Source organism: Pseudomonas sp. BO3-4, from assembly GCF_034044115.1.
GTDB classification, from domain to species: Bacteria; Pseudomonadota; Gammaproteobacteria; order Pseudomonadales; family Pseudomonadaceae; genus Aquipseudomonas; species Aquipseudomonas alloputida.
This window is the reverse complement of record NZ_CP139018.1, coordinates 735375-753624: the sequence shown is the minus strand read 5'-3', so window position 1 is coordinate 753624 and position 18250 is coordinate 735375. Positions and strand designations below refer to the sequence as shown.

Below are 18250 nucleotides of genomic sequence, written 5' to 3'. Positions count from 1 at the left end.
GGTTTACCCGCGAATACGGTGGCGGCGGCAACGGTGAACGGCGGGTGGAAATTGGCCAGCAGGTCCGGCCCTTTCGCGGGTGAACCCGCTCCTACGACGACCTGTGTCCAACCACCGATGCGTATGTAGGAGCGGGTTTACCCGCGAATACGGTGGCGGCGGCAACGGTGAACGGCGGGTGGAAATTGGCCAGCAGGTCCGGCCCTTTCGCGGGTGAACCCGCTCCTACGACGACCTGCGCCCAACCACCGATGCGTACGACGGCCTGTGTCCAACCACCGAGCGTATGTAGGCGCGGGCTATCAATGAGCCCAAGGCAGGATCGGAATGGCAGTCACCGCATTCTGCGGGCTGCCTTCGATCATGCGGTCGCTGTACACCAGGTACACCAGCGTATTGCGCTTCTTGTCGAGAAAACGCACCACCTGCATGGTCTTGAACACCAGCGAGGTGCGCTCCTTGAACACTTCCTCGCCATCTTTGAGCTCACCCTTGAAGTTGATCGGCCCGACCTGACGACAGGCAATCGATGCCTCCGCCCGGTCCTCGGCCAACCCCAAGCCCCCCTTCACTCCGCCAGTCTTGGCACGTGACAGGTAGCACGTCACGCCCTCAACCTTAGGGTCATCGAACGCCTCGACCACAATGCGATCGTTCGGCCCGAGGAACTTGAACACGGTGGACACCTGGCCGATCTCTTCGGCGCCAGCCAACATCGGCAGCACGCACGCTGCCACCACGATTACGCTCTTCAGCAGGCTCATACCAGCACCAGGTTGTCGCGGTGTACAAGTTCCGGCTCGGCGCTATAGCCAAGGATCGACTCGATGGCTTCGGACGACTGACCAATGATCTTCTGCGCCTCCAGGGCGCTGTAGTTGGCCAGGCCGCGAGCCACTTCAACACCGTCCGGGCCGACGCACACCACCATCTCGCCACGACGGAAGCTACCCTGCACTGTCTTCACACCAACCGGCAGCAAGCTCTTGTTGGCCTGACGCAGCGCTTGCACGGCACCGGCATCCAGCACTAGGGTGCCACGGGTTTGCAGGTGACCGGCCAGCCACTGCTTGCGCGCAGCGAGCATGCCACGCTCAGGGGACAGCAAGGTGCCCAGGCGCTCGCCTGCCTTCAGACGGTCCAGCACACGCTCGATGCGGCCACCGATAATGATGGTGTGGGCACCGGAACGGGCAGCCAGGCGCGCCGCACGCAGCTTGGTCTGCATGCCGCCACGGCCCAGGGCACCACCGGTACCACCGGCCACGGCATCCAGCGAGGGGTCGTCGGCACGGGCTTCGTAGATCAACTGCGCCTCGGGGTTGTTGCGCGGGTCGGCATCGAACATACCATCGCGGTCGGTGAGGATCACCAGCAGGTCGGCCTCGACCAGGTTGGCCACCAGCGCCGCCAGGGTGTCGTTGTCGCCAAAGCGGATCTCGTCGGTGACCACGGTGTCGTTTTCGTTGATCACCGGCACCACACCCAGATCGACCAAGGTGCGCAGGGTGCTGCGGGCATTCAGGTAACGCTTGCGGTCGGACAGGTCGTCATGGGTCAGCAGGATCTGCGCGGTGTGCTTCCCATGCTCCCCGAAGCTCGACTCCCAGGCCTGCACCAGGCGCATCTGGCCGAGCGAGGCAGCCGCCTGCAGCTCGTTCATCGCACTCGGTCGCTTGGTCCAGCCCAGCTGGCTCATGCCGGCAGCCACGGCCCCGGAGGAGACCAGTACCAACTCCACGCCTGCCTCACGCAGCGCGACCATCTGCTCGACCCAAACGGCCATTGCACCGCGGTCGAGGCCCTTGCCATCGGCGGTCAGCAGAGCACTGCCAATCTTAACGACCCAGCGCTTGGCGCCCGTCACCTTGCTTCGCATCTTCTTCCAACCTATGTCGAATCTGTAGATACCGTGGATACAAAAACGCCGCTCCAGAGAGCGGCGTTTAGTGTACTGCAACCGATCAGTCGCGCACGTAAATGATTTCCGGACCGTCTTCGTCGTCCTCGAAATCATCGTCCCAACCGTCATCGTCGCCGATGTCGTGCACGCTCTTGACGCCGGTACGGCGCAGGGTACGAGCGTCGTCCAGGGCCTGCAGCTGGGCACGGGCTTCGTCTTCGATACGCTGGTCGAGGTCGGCCAGCTCTTCGGCGTAGGCCGGGTCGTTGGCCAGGCGGTCGGCGCGGTCTTCAAGGTAGCGCATCAGGTCGTGGCTGAGCTTGTCGGTGCCCTGCTTGGAAATAGCCGAGATCACGTAGACCGGGCCTTCCCACTCCAGACGATCGATCACTTCCTGCACACGCTCGTCGCGCTCGTCGTCCATGACCATATCGGCCTTGTTCAGCACCAGCCAGCGCTCACGCTCGGCCAGCGACGGGCTGAAGCGGGTCAGCTCGTTGACGATGACTTCGGCGGCATCGGCCGGGCTGCTTTCGTCCAGTGGCGCGATGTCCACCAGGTGCAGCAGCACGCGCGTACGCGCCAGGTGCTTGAGGAAGCGGATACCCAGACCGGCACCTTCAGAGGCGCCTTCGATCAGGCCGGGGATGTCGGCGATGACGAAGCTCTTCCAGCGGTCGACGCTGACCACGCCCAGGTTTGGCACCAGGGTAGTGAACGGGTAGTCGGCGACTTTCGGCTTGGCGGCCGAGACCGAACGGATGAAGGTACTCTTGCCAGCGTTCGGCAAGCCCAGCAGGCCGACGTCGGCCAACACCTTCATTTCCATCTTCAGGTCACGCTGCTCACCCGGTTTGCCTGGGGTGGTCTGGCGCGGTGCACGGTTGGTGCTCGACTTGAAACGGGTGTTGCCCAGCCCGTGCCAGCCACCTTGCGCGACCATCAGCTTCTGGCCGGGGGTAACCAGGTCACCGATCACTTCCTGTGTGGAAGCATCGATCACGGTGGTGCCGACCGGCACGCGCAGGAACAGGTCTTCACCCTTCTTGCCGGTGCAGTCGGTGCTACCGCCGTTGGAGCCACGCTGGGCTTCATGGTGACGGGTGTAGCGGTAGTCGACCAGGGTGTTCAGGTTTTCGTCGGCAATCATGTACACCGAGCCACCGTCACCGCCGTCACCGCCGTTAGGGCCGCCGTTCTCGATGAACTTCTCGCGACGGAAGCTCATGCAACCGTTGCCACCGTCACCGGCCTTGACCCGAATGGATACTTCGTCAACAAACTTCATTAAAACCGCCTCTCGTCGGTAGACGAGCTGAATGACTCAAAAACATGAGGCTCTTGCAAAAATGAGCGCGGCGGCCCCGTACGACCGTAGAAACCAACGCCGGCAACCCAGACAAACAGCTTTGCAAGAGGCTCACCACAAACGAAAAAGCCCCGTCGCATGACGGGGCTTCTGGAGCGACGTCGCGATTAAGCGGCGACGATGCTCACGTAACGGCGCATGAACTCGCCTTTCTTCTCGAACTTGATCACGCCTTCGATCTTGGCGAACAAGGTGTGGTCCTTGCCCATGCCAACGCCGTAGCCAGCGTGGAATTCGGTACCGCGCTGACGGACGATGATGTTGCCTGGCTTGATAACCTGGCCGCCATACATCTTCACGCCAAGGCGTTTAGATTCTGAGTCGCGACCGTTACGAGTACTACCACCAGCCTTCTTGTGAGCCATGGTTCAATTCTCCAAATAAATTCAGGGGATCTAGGGGATTAAGCCTGGATGCCGGTGATTTTGATCTCGGTGAACCACTGGCGGTGGCCCATACGCTTCATGTGGTGCTTACGACGACGGAACTTGATGATGCGAACCTTGTCGTGGCGGCCTTGCGAAACGACTTCGGCCACTACTTTAGCGCCAGCAACAACTGGAGCACCGATGGTGACTTCTTCACCGTTGGCGACCAGCAGAACGCGATCGAAGGTCACGGATTCGCCAGTGGCGACTTCCAGTTTTTCGATCTTGAGGAATTCACCTTCAGCGACTTTGTACTGCTTGCCGCCGGTAACGATTACTGCGTAAGACATGGTATTTCTCCGATAATCCTGCTCACCCAGCGCTTTATATGATGAGTATTGGCTGGCATGGCTGCACAGGGCTGGAACGGCCCGGCGCAATTGCGTAAGGCAGGTGCTGCCCAGGAAGTTAGGGTGCGCGATTGTACGCAACCGCGGTTTTGCTTGCAAGTGCCGCCCCCGGCCTGCGGGCACCGCGCCTTGACACACCGGGACCTGCGACCTAGCATGCCGCGCAACCTCACTGGAGCAGCCGATGCAACCCCAAACCTTCTACCGCGCGGTGGCTGATGATTTCAGCGCCGTCGACGAGATCATCAAGAAGCAGCTGACCTCGCGCGTGCCGCTGGTATCGAAGATCGGCGACTATATCACGTCCGCCGGTGGCAAGCGCCTGCGTCCCCTGCTGGTACTGCTGTGTGGCAAGGCCCTGGGCCGCGAAGGCGACGACCTGCGCCTGCTGGCCGCCACCATCGAGTTCCTGCACACCGCCACCCTGCTGCACGACGACGTGGTCGACATGTCCGGCATGCGCCGTGGCCGCTCTACTGCCAATGCCCTGTGGGGCAACGCGCCGAGCGTGCTGGTGGGCGACTTCCTTTATTCGCGCTCGTTCGAAATGATGGTCGAACTGGGCTCGATGCCGGTCATGCAGATTCTGTCCAAGGCCACCCGGGTGATTGCCGAAGGTGAAGTGCTGCAACTGTCGCGCGTACGCGACGCCAGCACCACCGAGGAAGTCTACATGGAGGTCATTCGCGGCAAGACGGCGATGCTGTTCGAAGCGTCTACCCACAGTGCTGCGGCACTGGCCCAGGCCACCGACGAGCAGCGCGAAGCCCTGCGTACCTTTGGCGACCATCTGGGCGTGGCCTTCCAACTGGTCGACGACCTGCTGGACTACAAGGGTGACTCGCAGACCCTGGGCAAGAACGTCGGTGACGACCTGGCCGAGGGCAAACCTACCCTGCCACTGATCTACACCATGCGCGAAGGCACTGCCGAACAGGCGGCACTGGTACGCCAGGCGATCCAGAAGGGTGGCCTGGAAGATCTGGAACAGATTCGCGTCGCGGTCGAAGAGTCGGGCGCGCTGCAGTACACCGCCGAGCTGGCGCGCGATTACGTGAAGCGTGCCATCGCCTGCCTCGAAGTGCTGCCTGCCAGTGAATACCGGGATGCGCTGGTTGAACTGAGCGAGTTTGCGGTCGCGCGTACGCACTGACAGACCGAGTCGCCTTCATTCGCGGGCAAGCCCGCTCCTACACCATTTGTGGGAGCCGGCTTGCCCGCGATGCTTTTTGTCCGGACATAATCACTTCCGGGAAATTACCTTTTACAATGTGGGCTTTTAACCGCCCGTCTGTTTGTTTGAGGAACCGAAGTGAGCACTCTGCCACCCTGCCCAAAATGCAACTCCGAATATACCTATGAGGATGGCACTCAGCTGATCTGCCCTGAATGCGCCCACGAGTGGTCGGCCGGCGGCGATGCCGAGGCGGCCAGTGACGAGGTGGTGAAAAAGGATTCGGTCGGCAACATCCTGCAAGACGGTGACACCGTCACCGTGATCAAGGACCTCAAGGTCAAGGGTTCGTCCCTGGTGGTCAAGGTTGGCACCAAGGTCAAGAACATCCGCCTGTGCGACGGCGACCACGACATCGACTGCAAAATCGACGGCATCGGTGCCATGAAACTGAAGTCCGAGTTCGTCCGCAAAGTTTGATTACACAAAAATCCGGCAATTGGCGCTTGCCATTTACGTAATAAGAATTATTCTCATTGGAATTGCTGTCCAAGGAGAATAGCCATGACTTATCTGATCGACGCCTGGCTGGAACGCCCTCACCCCTACCTGCGCATTCTTCATCGGGAAACCGGCGAAGTGTGCGCGGTGCTTGAAGAAGAAGCCCTCGACGAACTGCGTGACCAGGGTGACCTGGACATGAGCGGGCTGAATTCGAGTGAGCCGGGGGTGCTCAAGGAACTGGTACGGAATCTGTTTCTGTTCTGCTATGCGCGGGCGTTGCGCCCTGGGGGGACAGACTGGAATTGAGGCCGGCAGGGCCGGCCTCTAGGGCATTACAGAACGTCGAGCAGCTCGACGTCGAACACCAGTACGCTGTGCGGCGGGATGCTGCCAACGCCTTGGGCGCCGTAAGCCAGCTCGCTTGGCACGTACAGGCGCCATTTGCTGCCAGCGTTCATCAGCTGCAGGGCTTCGGTCCAGCCAGCGATCACGCCGCCGACCGGGAATTCAGCCGGCTGGCCACGCTCGTAGGAGCTGTCGAACACGGTGCCGTCGATCAGGGTGCCGTGGTAGTGCGTACGCACGTTGTCTTCGCGGGTCGGCTTGGCGCCTTCGCCAGCGGTCAGCACTTCGAACTGCAGGCCCGAAGCCAGCGTGGTGATGCCTTCACGCTTGGCGTTCTCGACCAGGAACTCCTTGCCAGCAGCAGCGGCGGCTTCGGCCTTGGCTGCAGCTTCGGCTTGCATCACCTCACGGATGACCTTGAAGCTGGCCGACAGGTCGGCTTCGCTGACGCGGCTGTCGGCACCGTTGAAGGCGTCGGTCAGGCCGGCCAGGATGGCTTCCAGGCTAACGCCTGGTGGCGGGTTGTCGCGCAGCTGGCCGCCCAGCTGACGGCCGATACCGTAGCTGACGCGCGTTTCGTCGGTAGACAGGTTGAGTTCGGACATTGTCGTGCTCCACTGCAGGGCGCAATGCAGCCGCGCCCTTGATAAAAAGGGCGAGCAGCCTAGCACACTGGGGCGCTGCGAGCAGCTACCAGGCCGAACGCTGGGAAATCGGCACCTTCAGGTCTTCTTCCGGGTGCGTACCCATGCCGCACATTTCGTCCTGCACCGACCAGTGCACCAGGTTCATCGAGAGCAAGGGAATGGTTTGCAGCAACTTGCGCGCATCTTCCACCGAGTGCACGCGCAAGCGTTCACCGCGGGTATCGGACAGGGGGTGAGGATGGCCTTTGACCCGAGCCTCGAGCAGGTAGTCACCGCCTTCGATGGCGATCAGGTTCAGTTCGTCGACATGGCCAGCCCTGGCCTCGGTATTGAGCTGATGCAGGTTCATGAGAGCACCTCGCGATGGGAACCACGCATGAGAGCTCATTTTTTGTACAGACCGGCTAAAAGCACAAGCCAGAAACGACACCGCCCGTCCGTTTGGCAACGGCCGGGCGGTGTAAGCAGCAAGCGGACTCAGTGCTTGGTCAGCTTGTCCAGGTAGCCCATGCAGAACGCCGAGACCACGAAGGTCATGTGGATGATCACGTACCACATCAGGTAATCGGTGGAGATGTTCTGCGCATCCATGAACACCCGCAGCAGGTGAATGGACGAAATCGCCACGATCGACGCGGCAACCTTCATCTTCAGCGACGAGGAGTCCATCTTGCCCAGCCAGTTGAGCTTTTCCTTGCTTTCATCAATGTCCAGCTGCGAGACGAAGTTTTCGTAACCGGAAATCATCACCATCACCAGCAGGCCACCGACCAGCGACATGTCGATCAGCGACAGGATCACCAGGATCAGGTCGGCTTCGCTGAGGGCAAAGACGTTGGGCAGGACGTGGACCACTTCCTGGAAGAATTTCAGCGCCAGGGCCAGCAGGCCGAGGGACAAGCCGAAGTAGATCGGTGCGAGCAGCCAGCGCGAGGCGTACATCGCATTTTCGAGGATACGTTCCATGGAGGGTTTTGAGACTCGTCAGGTGACTGAAAAACGACGGCGAGTATAGCCAGCCACCTGTTACAGCAAAAGCCCGGGGGCTGCTCCGCAGCCTGATCGCGACACAAGGCCACACTCCCACAGCAAGGCGATGCTGTACCTGTGGGAGCGGCCTTGTGTCGCGATGGGCCGCAAAGCGGCCCCGGCATTCTTCAGGTCTCAGGATGAAACTGGTAATCCCCCAGGTTGCGACACCGCTCACCATTGATCCGCCGCAACTGCGCCTGCAAATGCAAACACCAGATCTGCGGGTCCTCGGCCACCTGGTACCCATGCAGGGTCAGGCTGTCGACAATGGCATTGAGCACCGATTCGGCCACCAGTGGCCCATGAAACGGGCCCTGCGCCTTGATCGCGGAGGGTTGTTCACCGGCCATGCCGGCGGCGAACAGCAACGTCCACATGCCGTTGTCACCGGCCAGCGGGCGGATGCTGCATTCGATACGGGTCACCAGGCCCAGGCACTGGCGTGTGAGGCTGAGGTTGCGCATGGCCGCGTCCCCTCCAATGAGCCTTGTTCAGCCCGAAACCCTCAGGCTGTTTCCATCCTGAACGCTGTACCGTCCTTAAGTTCCAGCATAGAGGAACAGTACAGAAAGATGGAAAACTGGCGCTGAACGGTAGCACATCGCCGCCAGCGCCAGTTTATTGACTCAGGCCGGTTTGGCCTGGGCAATTACCTCTTCCAGGCGTTCCTTTTCTGCCTTCTCGATGTCTTCCTCGCTGATCATCTCGGCAATTTCACGCAGGCGCTCGACCACCCGAGCGTTGACGCTGCCCTCGGTGAACAGCCCCTTGTCGTCGAGTACCCCGGCCTCCTCGCCCACCAGCAGGCTCAGCGCCTCATCAGCCTGGCTGACCGCGTAGACGTGGAACATGCCGTTCTCCACCGCCTGCAACACGCGCTCGTCAAGCATCAGGGTGGCGACGTTGGCACGCGGAATGATCACCCCCTGCTCGCCGGTCAGGCCACGCGCCTCGCAGAGGCGGAAGAAGCCCTCGATCTTCTCGTTCACCCCACCCACCGCCTGCACTTCACCGAACTGGTTGATGGAACCTGTGATGGCGAAGCACTGCTTGAGCGGCGTGCGCGACAAGGCCGAGATCAGCGTGCAGGCTTCGCCCAGCGAGGCGCTGTCGCCGTCCACGTAGCCGTAGGACTGCTCCAGGGCGATGCTCGCGGAGATCGCCAGCGGGAACTCTTGGGCATAGCGGCTGCCCAGGTAACCGGTGAGGATCATCACCCCTTTGGAGTGGATCGGCTGGCCAAGGTTGACCTCACGCTCGATATCGACAATACCGCTGCCGCCGGGGTAGACGGTGGCCGAAATACGCGCGGGCATGCCGAACGCCGAGTCACCCACTTCCAGCACGGTCAGCCCGTTGCACTTGCCGATGGCCGCGCCTTCTGTGTCAATCAGGATGATGCCGGCGAGCATGTCGTCCAGCACCCGTTGCGACACACGGCCGGTACGGGTGGCTTTGGCCTTGAGCGCACGCTCGATGTGGCCTGCGTCGGTCATTTCGTCACTGGCCAGCTGGCGAATGAAATCAGCCTCGCTGACCAGCTGGAACAGGTCGCCGATACGCGCCGACAGGCGCGACTGGTTTTCGGCCAGACGCGCACTGTAGGTGGCCAGACGCGCCACCGCGTCACTGGTCAGCGGTGCCATGCCCTCTTCGTTGGTGCGGGTGCGCAACAGCTGGGCGAACTGCTCCAGGTTCTCGTCGACCATCGGCATGTCTTCATCGAAGTCCACCAGCACGCGGAACATCTCCTGGAAGTCCGGGTCGTGGTCCTGCAGTGCGTAGTACAGCTGGCGCGAGCCGATGATCACCAGCTTGACGTTCAGCGGAATCACCTGCGGCTGCAGGCTGACAGTGGCAACACGGCCCAGCTCACCGATCGGCGACTCCATTTTCAGCTTGCGCGACTGCAGCGCACGCTTGAGCGCGTCCCATACGAACGGCTCGCCCAGCATTTTCTCGGCTTCCAGAATCAGGAAGCCGCCGTTGGCCCGGTGCAGCGCGCCTGGGCGCAGTTGGCGATAGGAGGTATACAGCGCACCTTGGTCGGTGCTGTATTCGATACGGCCAAACAAATTGTCGTAGGTCGGGTGCGGCTCGAACACCACCGGCGCACCACCATCAGCGTGATGGCCCACCACCAGGCTGGGCGCGTACTGCTCTTCGAGCAGCTTGCGGGCCACGGCGTCGGACTTGCTGTCATCGACCAGTTGCTCGACCAACGTACGCAACAGGTTCAATTGCACCGATTGCAGGTAGGCGCAAACCGCCGCGTTTTCGGCGTACTTTTCCGACAGCGGCGCCAGCAACGGCTGCAGCGCCAGCGTGATGGTTTCTTCGTTGAGCTGGCGCAGCTGGTTGTTCGATTCGCGCTTCCATTGCGGCAGGCTGGCCAGCTCTTCGTTGAGGCGCTCCTCAAGCAGGGCAATGTCCTCGTGGAACTGCTCGCGCACCTCCTCCGGCAATTGGGCAAATTCAGCTTCATCCAGCGCCTTGCCATCAGCCATCGGCGTGAAGGCGACGTTGCTGGCATCGCGGTACAAGGCCACGTCCTTTTCCAGCGACGCGCGCTCGATCACATCCAGAGCACGGTCATAACGCTGGTTGAAAGCGCGGTCGATGGCGCCCTTCTTCTGCTGGTAGGACGGGTGTTCGAACACCGCCGGGAACGTCGACAGCAGGTTATCGATCAATCCGCCCATGTCGCTGATGAACTCGGCGGCGCTTCCGGACGGCAGCTCCAGTGCGCGTGGTTCACGGGTGTCGTCGAAGTGGTTGACGTAGACCCAGTCAGCCGGGGTCTGCTGGCGCTTGCCCTCGGCCTTGAGGTAGCGCTTGACGAACGAGAAGCGCCCGGTGCCGGGCTCGCCCATCACATACACATTGTAACCAGGACGCGGCATGGCCACGCCAAACTGCAGGGCCTCGACAGCACGTTCCTGGCCCAGAACTCCGCGAAACGGCTCCAGATCGTCGGTATGGGTAAAAGCAAACTGCTCGGGGGAGAAACGCCGGGTCAGGGCTTCAGGCGCAAGACGCAGGCGCGCAGCGACAGGATCGGGCATTGGGTTTCCTTACTTCGGCGGGCAGATACGCAGCATTCTGGCGCTGCCCGCGCGCGCCTTGCAAGGCTCCACAGGACTTTATGTCGCAGCCGGTGCAGTCCTGTGACAGCAAATTTTTCGCAATCAACAACGCAACCTTTAGATCGTGCCTAAACTCCAAGCTGCGCGGGTGGGTGAAAAGCTTTCCCGACCTGGCAACCGAGTTGCCAGAAACCCTGACCCTTGGTTAAGACAAAGAGAACAAATGCTATGAAACGGATTCTTCTGGGTACTCTGTTCACCGTGGTCTCGCTGAACGCCATGGCCGAAGCGCCAGGCGGCCCGAACTGCGGCTGGGGCAACATGCTGTTCGAAGGCCAGCGCGGCACGCCGGCACACTTCCTGGCCTCTACCACCAACGGCACCTCCGGTAACGCCACCTTCGGCATGACCTCCGGCACCAACGGCTGCTCGACCAAGGCTTCGCTGACCTACGGCGGCAAGTCCTGGTTCGCCATGAACGGCATGATGAACGAGCTTTCCGAAGACATGGCCATGGGCCAGGGCGAAGCACTGACCACCTATGCCGTCGTTCTCGGCGTAGCACCGGAGGACCGCAGCTACTTCAACTCGGTCACCCACCAGCACTTCAACCAGATCTTCAGCAGCGCCGACGTCACTGCCGAAACTGTCCACAGCAACACCCTGGCCGTTCTGAAGAGCGACCCCCGTCTGGCCAAATACGCTACCGAGGCCTAAGCACAGCTGCTCCCGCCCCACCCGGGGCGGGTTTCGCCTTTTTCGGCATCGTCAAGAAGTAGTTGCCCGATATGCTCAAACGCCTCGCTGCCCTGGCGCTGTGTGCCTGCGCCCCTGTTCATGCCGCCCCCCTGCTGGATCCAGGCCGTCTCCAGCAATTGGCCAATACCCCTTACTGGCTCGCCATTGGACATTACGAAACCGCCAAGCTCGGCGGCTGGCGCAGCTATGTGGATGATGATGCGTTCTTCCTCGCCGAAGATGGCGCGCACCATCCGGACCAGGAACTCAAGGCTACGGTCGATGCGCTGTATGCCCCGGCCAGTCTCGGTGACAAGCACGCCCAGTGCGTATTCCCCGCGCGCACCCGCTGGCTGCGCGAACAGCTCGATCTGCAAGACTTGCCACAACCGGACTGCCAGGAATTCAAGACCTGGTACCAGTCGATCGACCCGCACAGCGCCGCGTTGATCTTCCCGGCAGCCTACCTGAACAGCCCATCGTCGATGTTCGGGCACACCCTGCTGCGCATCGACCAGTCCAACACCCGCAGCGACGACACCACACTGCTGAGCTACGCCATCAACTTCGGTGCCTATATCGAAGGCAGCGACAACAGCATCCTGTACGCCTGGAAAGGCCTGATGGGTGGCTACCCGGGGCTGTTCGCGCTGATGCCCTACCAGGAAAAACTGTCCGAATACCGCAGCCTGGAAAACCGCGACCTGTGGGAATACCAGCTGGACCTGACCCCCGAAGAAACCGGACGTATGGTCGAGCATGTGTGGGAGCTGAAGCAGATCCAGTTCGACTACTTCTTCTTTGACGAAAACTGCTCGTATCGCCTGCTGGAGCTGCTGCAAGTGGCCCGGCCGAGCCTGGACCTGACGTCTCAGTTCCCGCTGACCGCCATTCCCACCGACACGGTGAAAGCCGTGAAGCAGTCCGGCCTGGTCGCCAGCGAAACCTACCGCCCCTCTCGCGAACGTGAATTGCTGGCCAGGGCCGAGCCACTCGACCACGGCGAAAAGCGCCAGGTGCTGGCTGTAAGCGCCGACACTACGCAATTGCAAAGCCCAGAATTCCAGGCCCTGCCTCGCGAACGCCAAGCGTTGGTGCAAGATGCCGCGTATCGCCTTGAGCGGTATAGGGCCAATGGCCAGGAACGCGACCCAGGGCAGGCCAAACGCAGCTTCGAGTTGCTGCGGGCGATCAACAGCAACCCGCCGCCGCCCCTGCAGATCGAGCGCCCCGGCCTGCCCGAGGATGGCCATGACTCGCGCACCTGGCAACTGGGCGTGGGCACCCGTGAAGACCGCGCCTACGCCGAATATGGCCTGCGCATGGCCTACCACGACCTGAATGACAACGCCTATGGCTTCCCGCTGGGCGCACAGATCGAAATCCTGCAATTGAAGCTGCGCCAGTACGAAGGCAACGATTGGCAGGTGCAGCGCCTGGACCTGGCCACCATCCGTTCACTGACACCCCGTAACGAGCTGCTCAAGCCTTGGTCATGGCAAGTGGCTGGCGGGCTGGAGCGGGTGCCGGGCAAGCATGATGACGAAGTGCTGGTGAGCCATGTGAATGGCGGCGCTGGCGGCACCTGGCAGCTGGCCGACGGTTTGCTGGGGTTTGCCTTGGGCACGGTGCGGGTCGAGCATCACAACGACTTCGCTCAGTTCATTGCCCCGGCAGCTGGCTTCAATGGCGGGCTGCTGTGGCGCAACGGGCTGGGCAACATGACGCTGGAGGCCAAGGGCGATTACTTCACCAACGGCGAAGTGCGACGCAGTGTGAGCCTGAACCAGCAGTGGGAGATCAGCCAGAACCTTGGTCTTCGGTTGAGCGCCTCGCGTGAGTTCAGCCACCTGGCCACGGCACAGAACGAGGTGATGCTCGAGCTGAAGTGGTATCACTACTGACGTGAATTGTGGGAGCCATCCGACTCTTTGACACTGTTTTGACACCTACCCGACAAACCGCCACCTAGACTTCCCATAATCAACTGGAGGGCTTTGTGGCTATGTCGCGGTACTGGTTCGGCGTGTGCATTGCGGTGTTGCTGTCAGGTTGCGAAACCACCCACGAGCAGATGGTCAACCACGGTTACCCGCCCGCCTATGCGGATGGCTTCCAGGACGGCTGCAGCAGTGGCCGCCAGGCGGCCGGGCTGATGGTGGGCAACTTTCGCAAAAACGTACCGCGCTACCTGCACGAGCGTCAGTACGAAACCGGCTGGGACGATGGCTTCCGCCAGTGTCACGCCATGCAGAACAGCGAAGAACAGCGCCAGTACCACGAGCGCTTCTGGGACCAGCGCGACCGCGAGTGGGAGCAGGAAAAGGACCGCGGCGCTGCCAAGGCCTATCGCCACAATTGAGTCGCAAACGGACATTCCTTTAATCCGGCGGCCTGCCATGATGGTCTCATGCACAAGGAGGCCCTACATGAGCCGAGCATTCGTCAACGAAGACCAAGCCGCCGACCAGGCCGACCAGCCGGTCGAGCGGCGCATCAGCGAACAGCCCAACTATGTGACGGCCAGCGGCCTGCGCCAGCTGCAGACGCGGGTGGCCGAGCTGAATGCCTTGCGCAGCGAACTGCAGACGCAGGGCGAACGGGGTGACAAACAACGGCTGGCCGATACCGAGCGGGATCTGCGCTACTTCAGCGCGCGGGTGCAAAGCGCCCAGGTGGTACCGGCGGCGACTTCGCATAGCAAGGTACAGATTGGTAGCCGGGTGCGATTTGTCGACGCGCAGGACCAGGAGCAGGTGGTGCGGCTGGTAGGCGAGGATGAGGCGGATGCCGGGCGTGGCTTGATCAACTGGGGTTCGCCATTGGGGCGGGCTTTGCTCGGGGCTGGGCCGGGGGATGAGGTGGTCTGGCGGCGGCCGGTGGGGGAACAGGTGATAGAGGTGGTTGAGATTCTGGGCGAGGGTTGAGGGCCCGGGGGGCTGCTTTGCAGCCCATCGCGACGCAAGGCCGCTCCCACAAGCTGGACTGCCACCGAGAAATTGGACACCAATCCAACCCTTGGTAGCCTGTGAGAGCCTGTGAGAGCCTGTGAGAGCCTGTGAAAGCCTGTGAGAGCCTGTGAGAGCCTGTGGGAGCGGCCTTGCGTCGCGATCGGCCGCAAAGCGGCCCCCTACGGTCTCAGATCAGACCACGCCCTGAGCCAGCATCGCATCGGCCACTTTCACGAAGCCCGCGATGTTCGCACCCTTGACGTAGTTGATACGGCCATCAGCCTCTTCACCGTAGTGCACGCATGCATGGTGAATCGACTGCATGATGTTGTGCAGCTTGCTGTCCACTTCACCGGCCGTCCACAGCAGGCGCATGGCGTTCTGCGACATTTCCAGGCCCGACACGGCTACGCCGCCCGCATTGGAGGCCTTGCCCGGGGCGTACAGAATGCCGGCGTCCAGGAAGATATCCACAGCCTCGAGGGTAGTCGGCATGTTGGCGCCTTCGGCCACACAGATACAGCCGTTACGCAGCAAGGTGCGGGCATCTTCGGCGCCCAGCTCGTTCTGCGTGGCGCATGGCAGGGCGATGTCGCACGGCAGGCTCCACGGGGTCTGGCCCTTGCGGAACTCAAGGCCGAATTGCCCGGCCAGCTCGCTGATACGTCCGCGCTTGACGTTTTTCAGCTCCATCAAGGCGTCCCACTGGGCGTCGGTCAGCCCGGCTTCTGCATACAAGGTACCTTCAGAGTCAGACAGCGAGATCACCTTGCCGCCCAGGTCCATGACCTTACGCGCAGCATACTGGGCGACGTTGCCCGAACCAGACACCGCCACGCGGCGGCCGTCGATACGCTTGTCCTGACGCTTGAGCATTTCTTCGGCGAAGTAAACGCAGCCATAGCCGGTGGCTTCCGGGCGGATCAGGCTGCCGCCATAGGTCATGCCCTTACCGGTCAACACCGAGGTGAACTGGTTGGCCAGGCGCTTGTACTGGCCGAACATGAAGCCGATTTCGCGGGCACCCACGCCGATGTCACCAGCCGGTACGTCGCAGTCAGCGCCGATGTGGCGATACAGCTCGCTCATGAACGCCTGGCAGAATCGCATCACTTCGGCGTCGCTCTTGCCTTTCGGGTCAAAGTCCGAGCCGCCCTTGCCGCCGCCCATGGGCAGCGAGGTCAGCGAGTTCTTGAACACCTGTTCGAACGCCAGGAACTTCAGCACGCTGAGGTTCACCGACGGGTGGAAGCGCAGCCCGCCCTTGTACGGGCCAATGGCACTGCTCATCTGAATGCGGTAACCGCGGTTGACCTGCACCTTGCCCTGGTCGTCGACCCAGGAGACGCGGAACAGTACGGCGCGCTCGGGCTCGACCATGCGCTCGAGGATGCCGGACTGCAGGTAGTGGGGGTTGGCTTCAAGGAATGGCCACAGGGTGCGCAGCACCTCTTCCACCGCCTGGTGGAATTCCGGCTGGCCTGGGTCACGCTGCTTTAGGCGTGCAAGGAAATTGTCGACAGATTCGATCATGGTAGACATCTCACCAAGAGGATTGGACTTATTGGTTTTTTTCAGAAATGTACCAAGAAGCAATCGCACCGGAATAGGGCGAAATGTCGTTTTTTTGAAATTATTTGGTGCGTTTTATGTAAGTGTATACAAAATACACCTTCGCCTCGCCATTTATAGCGGTCCGCCAGGCACAAAAATGGGGCCACTTGGGGCCCCATTCTTGTGCATCAGAAAACCGGCTTACTGGGCCAGTTTCTTGTGCCGTACACGGTGCGGCTGGGCTGCAGCATCACCCAGACGCTTCTTGCGGTCGGCTTCGTACTCGGTGTAGTTACCTTCGAAGAACACCACATTCGAGTCGTCTTCGTACGCCAGGATGTGAGTAGCCACACGGTCCAGGAACCAACGGTCGTGGGAAATCACGATCGCGGCGCCCGGGAAGTCCAGCAGGGCTTCTTCCAGCGAACGCAGGGTTTCGACGTCGAGGTCGTTGGACGGTTCGTCGAGCAGCAGAACGTTACCGCCTTCCTTCAGGGTCAGGGCCAGGTGCAGGCGGCCACGCTCACCACCGGACAGGTCCTTGACGAACTTCTGCTGATCGCCACCTTTGAAGTTGAAGCGGCCAACGTAGGTACGTGAAGGGATCTCGTAGTTGCCGATGCGGATCTGGTCGGAACCGTCGGAGATCTGCTGGAACACGGTCTTGGCGCCGTCCAGGTCCTCACGGCTCTGGTCCACACAGGCCAACTGCACGGTTTCACCGATCTCGATGCTGCCCGAGTCCGGCTGCTCCTTGCCCATCAACATGCGGAACAGGGTCGACTTACCGGCACCGTTACCACCGATAACGCCCACGATGGCACCTTTGGGCATGGCGAACGACAGGTTGTCGATCAGCACACGGTCACCGTAGCCCTTGGTGACGTTCTTGAACTCGATAACCTTGTCACCCAGGCGCGGGCCGGCCGGGATGTAGATTTCGTTGGTTTCGCTGCGCTTCTGGAATTCCTGCGACTGCATTTCTTCAAAGCGCTGCAGACGGGCCTTGGATTTGGACTGGCGCGCTTTGGCGCCTTTGCGCACCCACTCCAGTTCCTCTTTCATGGCCTTCTCGTGGGCGCTCTGCTGCTTGGATTCCTGCGCCAGACGCTCCGACTTGGCTTCCAGCCAGCCCGAGTAGTTGCCTTCGTACGGGATGCCGGCGCCGCGGTCCAACTCCAGGATCCAGCCGGCGACGTTGTCGAGGAAGTAACGGTCGTGGGTAATGGCTACCACGGTACCCGGGAAGTCGTGCAGGAAGCGCTCCAGCCAGGCCACCGAGTCGGCGTCCAGGTGGTTGGTGGGTTCGTCGAGCAGCAGCATGTCGGGTGCCGACAGCAGCAGGCGGCACAGGGCCACACGGCGCTTCTCACCACCGGACAGGTGTTCGATGCGCGCATCCCAGGCGGGCAGGCGCAGGGCGTCGGCAGCGACGTCCAGCTGGCGCTCCAGGTTGTGGCCATCGGCAGCCTGCAGGATGGCTTCCAGCTTGGCCTGCTCGGCGGCCAGCTTGTCGAAGTCGGCATCCGGCTCGGCGTAGGCCGCGTAGACCTCGTCCAGGCGGGCCTGGGCGTCCTTGATTACGCTGACCGCTTCCTCGACCACTTCACGCACGGTCTTGGTTGGGTCCAGTTGCGGTTCCTGTGGCAGGTAACCCACGTTGATGTCGGGCATCGGACGGGCTTCGCCGTCGAATTCCTTGTCGACGCCCGCCATGATCCGCAGCAGGGTCGATTTACCGGCGCCGTTCAGGCCAAGTACGCCAATCTTGGCGCCTGGGAAGAACGACAGGGAAATATTCTTGAGAATTTCCCGCTTCGGCGGCACGACCTTGCTCAGCCGATGCATGGTGTAGACGTATTGAGCCAAAACCAAGCCCTCTAATCAGATAGGTAAAGACATCGCCGATCGCCCCGGCACGCGGTGGCCAGTGGGATGTGTTTACGGGGTGTCATTGAACAAAGTCGACCATTCTACGCCAACGCGCGGCGTTGCATAGGAGGGGCCGATAGTGGGGTGTGATCAGTGCGGTCCCTGGGATGAATACATTGCCTGTGCCGGCCTCTTCGCGGGCATGCCCGCTCCCACAGAGTCACCACAGAGTCTGAAGAATCCACGATTCCTGTGGGAGCGGGCGAGCCCGCGAAAGGGCCGGCACAGCAGCCGAAG

At 61.5% G+C, this 18250-nt stretch carries 19 protein-coding genes; 7 read left to right on the top strand and 12 right to left on the bottom strand.

All coding sequences use genetic code 11. The features are described from left to right. Window positions 1–302: 302 nt before the first annotated feature. From REH59_RS03480 to rplU, 5 genes are all read right to left on the bottom strand, one after another. Window positions 303–764: a CreA family protein gene (locus REH59_RS03480; RefSeq protein WP_014859417.1), complete on the bottom strand. Its 462-nt coding sequence runs from the start codon at window positions 762–764 to the stop codon at window positions 303–305. Continuing rightward, window positions 761–1879, bottom strand: a complete 1119-nt coding sequence (gene proB, locus REH59_RS03475; protein ID WP_003247458.1) for a glutamate 5-kinase — start codon at window positions 1877–1879, stop codon at window positions 761–763. Before proB ends, REH59_RS03480 begins: the two co-directional genes overlap by 4 nt. A gap of 85 nt (window positions 1880–1964) precedes the next feature. Then, window positions 1965–3191: an Obg family GTPase CgtA gene (gene cgtA / locus REH59_RS03470; RefSeq protein WP_003247460.1), complete on the bottom strand. Its 1227-nt coding sequence runs from the start codon at window positions 3189–3191 to the stop codon at window positions 1965–1967. 188 nt (window positions 3192–3379) lie between these two features. After that, a complete protein-coding gene (rpmA, locus tag REH59_RS03465; protein WP_003247464.1) occupies window positions 3380–3637 on the bottom strand; it encodes a 50S ribosomal protein L27 in 258 nt (85 codons plus the stop codon). Between the two features lie 38 nt (window positions 3638–3675). Next, window positions 3676–3990 carry a 50S ribosomal protein L21 gene (gene rplU / locus REH59_RS03460; protein WP_003247466.1) on the bottom strand — a complete coding sequence of 105 codons (315 nt, stop codon included), beginning with the start codon at window positions 3988–3990 and terminating at the stop codon, window positions 3676–3678. Window positions 3991–4234: 244 nt separating this feature from the next. Between rplU and REH59_RS03455 the strand changes: the two genes are divergently transcribed. From REH59_RS03455 to REH59_RS03445, 3 genes are all read left to right on the top strand, one after another. Beyond that, complete coding sequence (locus tag REH59_RS03455; RefSeq protein ID WP_003247469.1) at window positions 4235–5203, top strand: polyprenyl synthetase family protein; 969 nt, start codon at window positions 4235–4237, stop codon at window positions 5201–5203. 159 nt (window positions 5204–5362) lie between these two features. Beyond that, window positions 5363–5704 (top strand): zinc ribbon domain-containing protein YjdM, encoded by a 342-nt coding sequence (locus REH59_RS03450; RefSeq protein WP_003247477.1) that lies wholly within the window; start codon window positions 5363–5365, stop codon window positions 5702–5704. An 84-nt stretch (window positions 5705–5788) separates the two neighbouring features. After that, window positions 5789–6034, top strand: coding sequence for a hypothetical protein (locus REH59_RS03445; protein WP_010951938.1), 246 nt, complete (start codon window positions 5789–5791; stop codon window positions 6032–6034). A 26-nt stretch (window positions 6035–6060) separates the two neighbouring features. On the opposite strand, the gene REH59_RS03440 is transcribed toward REH59_RS03445, so the two are convergent. From REH59_RS03440 to REH59_RS03420, 5 genes are all read right to left on the bottom strand, one after another. After that, window positions 6061–6678: an FKBP-type peptidyl-prolyl cis-trans isomerase gene (locus REH59_RS03440; RefSeq protein ID WP_003247482.1), complete on the bottom strand. Its 618-nt coding sequence runs from the start codon at window positions 6676–6678 to the stop codon at window positions 6061–6063. Window positions 6679–6763: 85 nt separating this feature from the next. Continuing rightward, window positions 6764–7069 (bottom strand): DUF6482 family protein, encoded by a 306-nt coding sequence (locus REH59_RS03435; RefSeq protein ID WP_003247483.1) that lies wholly within the window; start codon window positions 7067–7069, stop codon window positions 6764–6766. A gap of 128 nt (window positions 7070–7197) precedes the next feature. Continuing rightward, on the bottom strand, window positions 7198–7686 hold the full coding sequence (locus REH59_RS03430; RefSeq protein ID WP_003247486.1) for a TIGR00645 family protein: 489 nt from the start codon (window positions 7684–7686) through the stop codon (window positions 7198–7200). Between the two features lie 191 nt (window positions 7687–7877). After that, window positions 7878–8216: a hypothetical protein gene (locus REH59_RS03425; protein ID WP_003247487.1), complete on the bottom strand. Its 339-nt coding sequence runs from the start codon at window positions 8214–8216 to the stop codon at window positions 7878–7880. A gap of 162 nt (window positions 8217–8378) precedes the next feature. Then, the gene (locus REH59_RS03420) at window positions 8379–10817 is read right to left on the bottom strand and encodes a Lon protease family protein (protein ID WP_004575710.1); all 2439 of its coding nucleotides are present in this window, start codon (window positions 10815–10817) and stop codon (window positions 8379–8381) included. Window positions 10818–11066: 249 nt separating this feature from the next. On the opposite strand from REH59_RS03420, the gene REH59_RS03415 reads away from it, so the two are divergent. The 4 genes from REH59_RS03415 to REH59_RS03400 all read left to right on the top strand — a co-directional run bounded on the left by REH59_RS03415 (window position 11067) and on the right by REH59_RS03400 (window position 14503). After that, a complete protein-coding gene (locus REH59_RS03415; RefSeq protein WP_003247492.1) occupies window positions 11067–11555 on the top strand; it encodes a DUF3015 domain-containing protein in 489 nt (162 codons plus the stop codon). 71 nt (window positions 11556–11626) lie between these two features. Next, complete coding sequence (locus REH59_RS03410; RefSeq protein ID WP_014859418.1) at window positions 11627–13480, top strand: DUF4105 domain-containing protein; 1854 nt, start codon at window positions 11627–11629, stop codon at window positions 13478–13480. A gap of 101 nt (window positions 13481–13581) precedes the next feature. Next, the gene (locus REH59_RS03405; RefSeq protein ID WP_004575712.1) at window positions 13582–13938 is read left to right on the top strand and encodes a hypothetical protein; all 357 of its coding nucleotides are present in this window, start codon (window positions 13582–13584) and stop codon (window positions 13936–13938) included. A 67-nt stretch (window positions 13939–14005) separates the two neighbouring features. After that, window positions 14006–14503 (top strand): GreA/GreB family elongation factor, encoded by a 498-nt coding sequence (locus tag REH59_RS03400; RefSeq protein WP_014859419.1) that lies wholly within the window; start codon window positions 14006–14008, stop codon window positions 14501–14503. Between the two features lie 216 nt (window positions 14504–14719). Here REH59_RS03400 and gdhA read toward each other — a convergent pair whose 3' ends face one another. Both gdhA and ettA read right to left on the bottom strand, forming a co-directional pair. Further along, window positions 14720–16060, bottom strand: a complete 1341-nt coding sequence (gene gdhA, locus REH59_RS03395; protein ID WP_003247498.1) for an NADP-specific glutamate dehydrogenase — start codon at window positions 16058–16060, stop codon at window positions 14720–14722. A gap of 222 nt (window positions 16061–16282) precedes the next feature. Next, window positions 16283–17950 carry an energy-dependent translational throttle protein EttA gene (gene ettA, locus REH59_RS03390; protein ID WP_003247499.1) on the bottom strand — a complete coding sequence of 556 codons (1668 nt, stop codon included), beginning with the start codon at window positions 17948–17950 and terminating at the stop codon, window positions 16283–16285. Window positions 17951–18250 lie beyond the last annotated feature (300 nt).

What these genes read in the sequence shown, in the direction of transcription:
- REH59_RS03480 (WP_014859417.1), bottom strand. Translation starts at nt 764, where the DNA reads ATGAGCCTGCTGAAGAGCGTAATCGTGGTGGCAGCGTGCGTGCTGCCG.
- proB (WP_003247458.1), bottom strand. Translation starts at nt 1,879, where the DNA reads ATGCGAAGCAAGGTGACGGGCGCCAAGCGCTGGGTCGTTAAGATTGGC.
- cgtA (WP_003247460.1), bottom strand. Translation starts at nt 3,191, where the DNA reads ATGAAGTTTGTTGACGAAGTATCCATTCGGGTCAAGGCCGGTGACGGT.
- rpmA (WP_003247464.1), bottom strand. Translation starts at nt 3,637, where the DNA reads ATGGCTCACAAGAAGGCTGGTGGTAGTACTCGTAACGGTCGCGACTCA.
- rplU (WP_003247466.1), bottom strand. Translation starts at nt 3,990, where the DNA reads ATGTCTTACGCAGTAATCGTTACCGGCGGCAAGCAGTACAAAGTCGCT.
- REH59_RS03455 (WP_003247469.1), top strand. Translation starts at nt 4,235, where the DNA reads ATGCAACCCCAAACCTTCTACCGCGCGGTGGCTGATGATTTCAGCGCC.
- REH59_RS03445 (WP_010951938.1), top strand. Translation starts at nt 5,789, where the DNA reads ATGACTTATCTGATCGACGCCTGGCTGGAACGCCCTCACCCCTACCTG.
- REH59_RS03440 (WP_003247482.1), bottom strand. Translation starts at nt 6,678, where the DNA reads ATGTCCGAACTCAACCTGTCTACCGACGAAACGCGCGTCAGCTACGGT.
- REH59_RS03435 (WP_003247483.1), bottom strand. Translation starts at nt 7,069, where the DNA reads ATGAACCTGCATCAGCTCAATACCGAGGCCAGGGCTGGCCATGTCGAC.
- REH59_RS03430 (WP_003247486.1), bottom strand. Translation starts at nt 7,686, where the DNA reads ATGGAACGTATCCTCGAAAATGCGATGTACGCCTCGCGCTGGCTGCTC.
- REH59_RS03425 (WP_003247487.1), bottom strand. Translation starts at nt 8,216, where the DNA reads ATGCGCAACCTCAGCCTCACACGCCAGTGCCTGGGCCTGGTGACCCGT.
- REH59_RS03420 (WP_004575710.1), bottom strand. Translation starts at nt 10,817, where the DNA reads ATGCCCGATCCTGTCGCTGCGCGCCTGCGTCTTGCGCCTGAAGCCCTG.
- REH59_RS03415 (WP_003247492.1), top strand. Translation starts at nt 11,067, where the DNA reads ATGAAACGGATTCTTCTGGGTACTCTGTTCACCGTGGTCTCGCTGAAC.
- REH59_RS03410 (WP_014859418.1), top strand. Translation starts at nt 11,627, where the DNA reads ATGCTCAAACGCCTCGCTGCCCTGGCGCTGTGTGCCTGCGCCCCTGTT.
- REH59_RS03405 (WP_004575712.1), top strand. Translation starts at nt 13,582, where the DNA reads ATGTCGCGGTACTGGTTCGGCGTGTGCATTGCGGTGTTGCTGTCAGGT.
- REH59_RS03400 (WP_014859419.1), top strand. Translation starts at nt 14,006, where the DNA reads ATGAGCCGAGCATTCGTCAACGAAGACCAAGCCGCCGACCAGGCCGAC.
- gdhA (WP_003247498.1), bottom strand. Translation starts at nt 16,060, where the DNA reads ATGATCGAATCTGTCGACAATTTCCTTGCACGCCTAAAGCAGCGTGAC.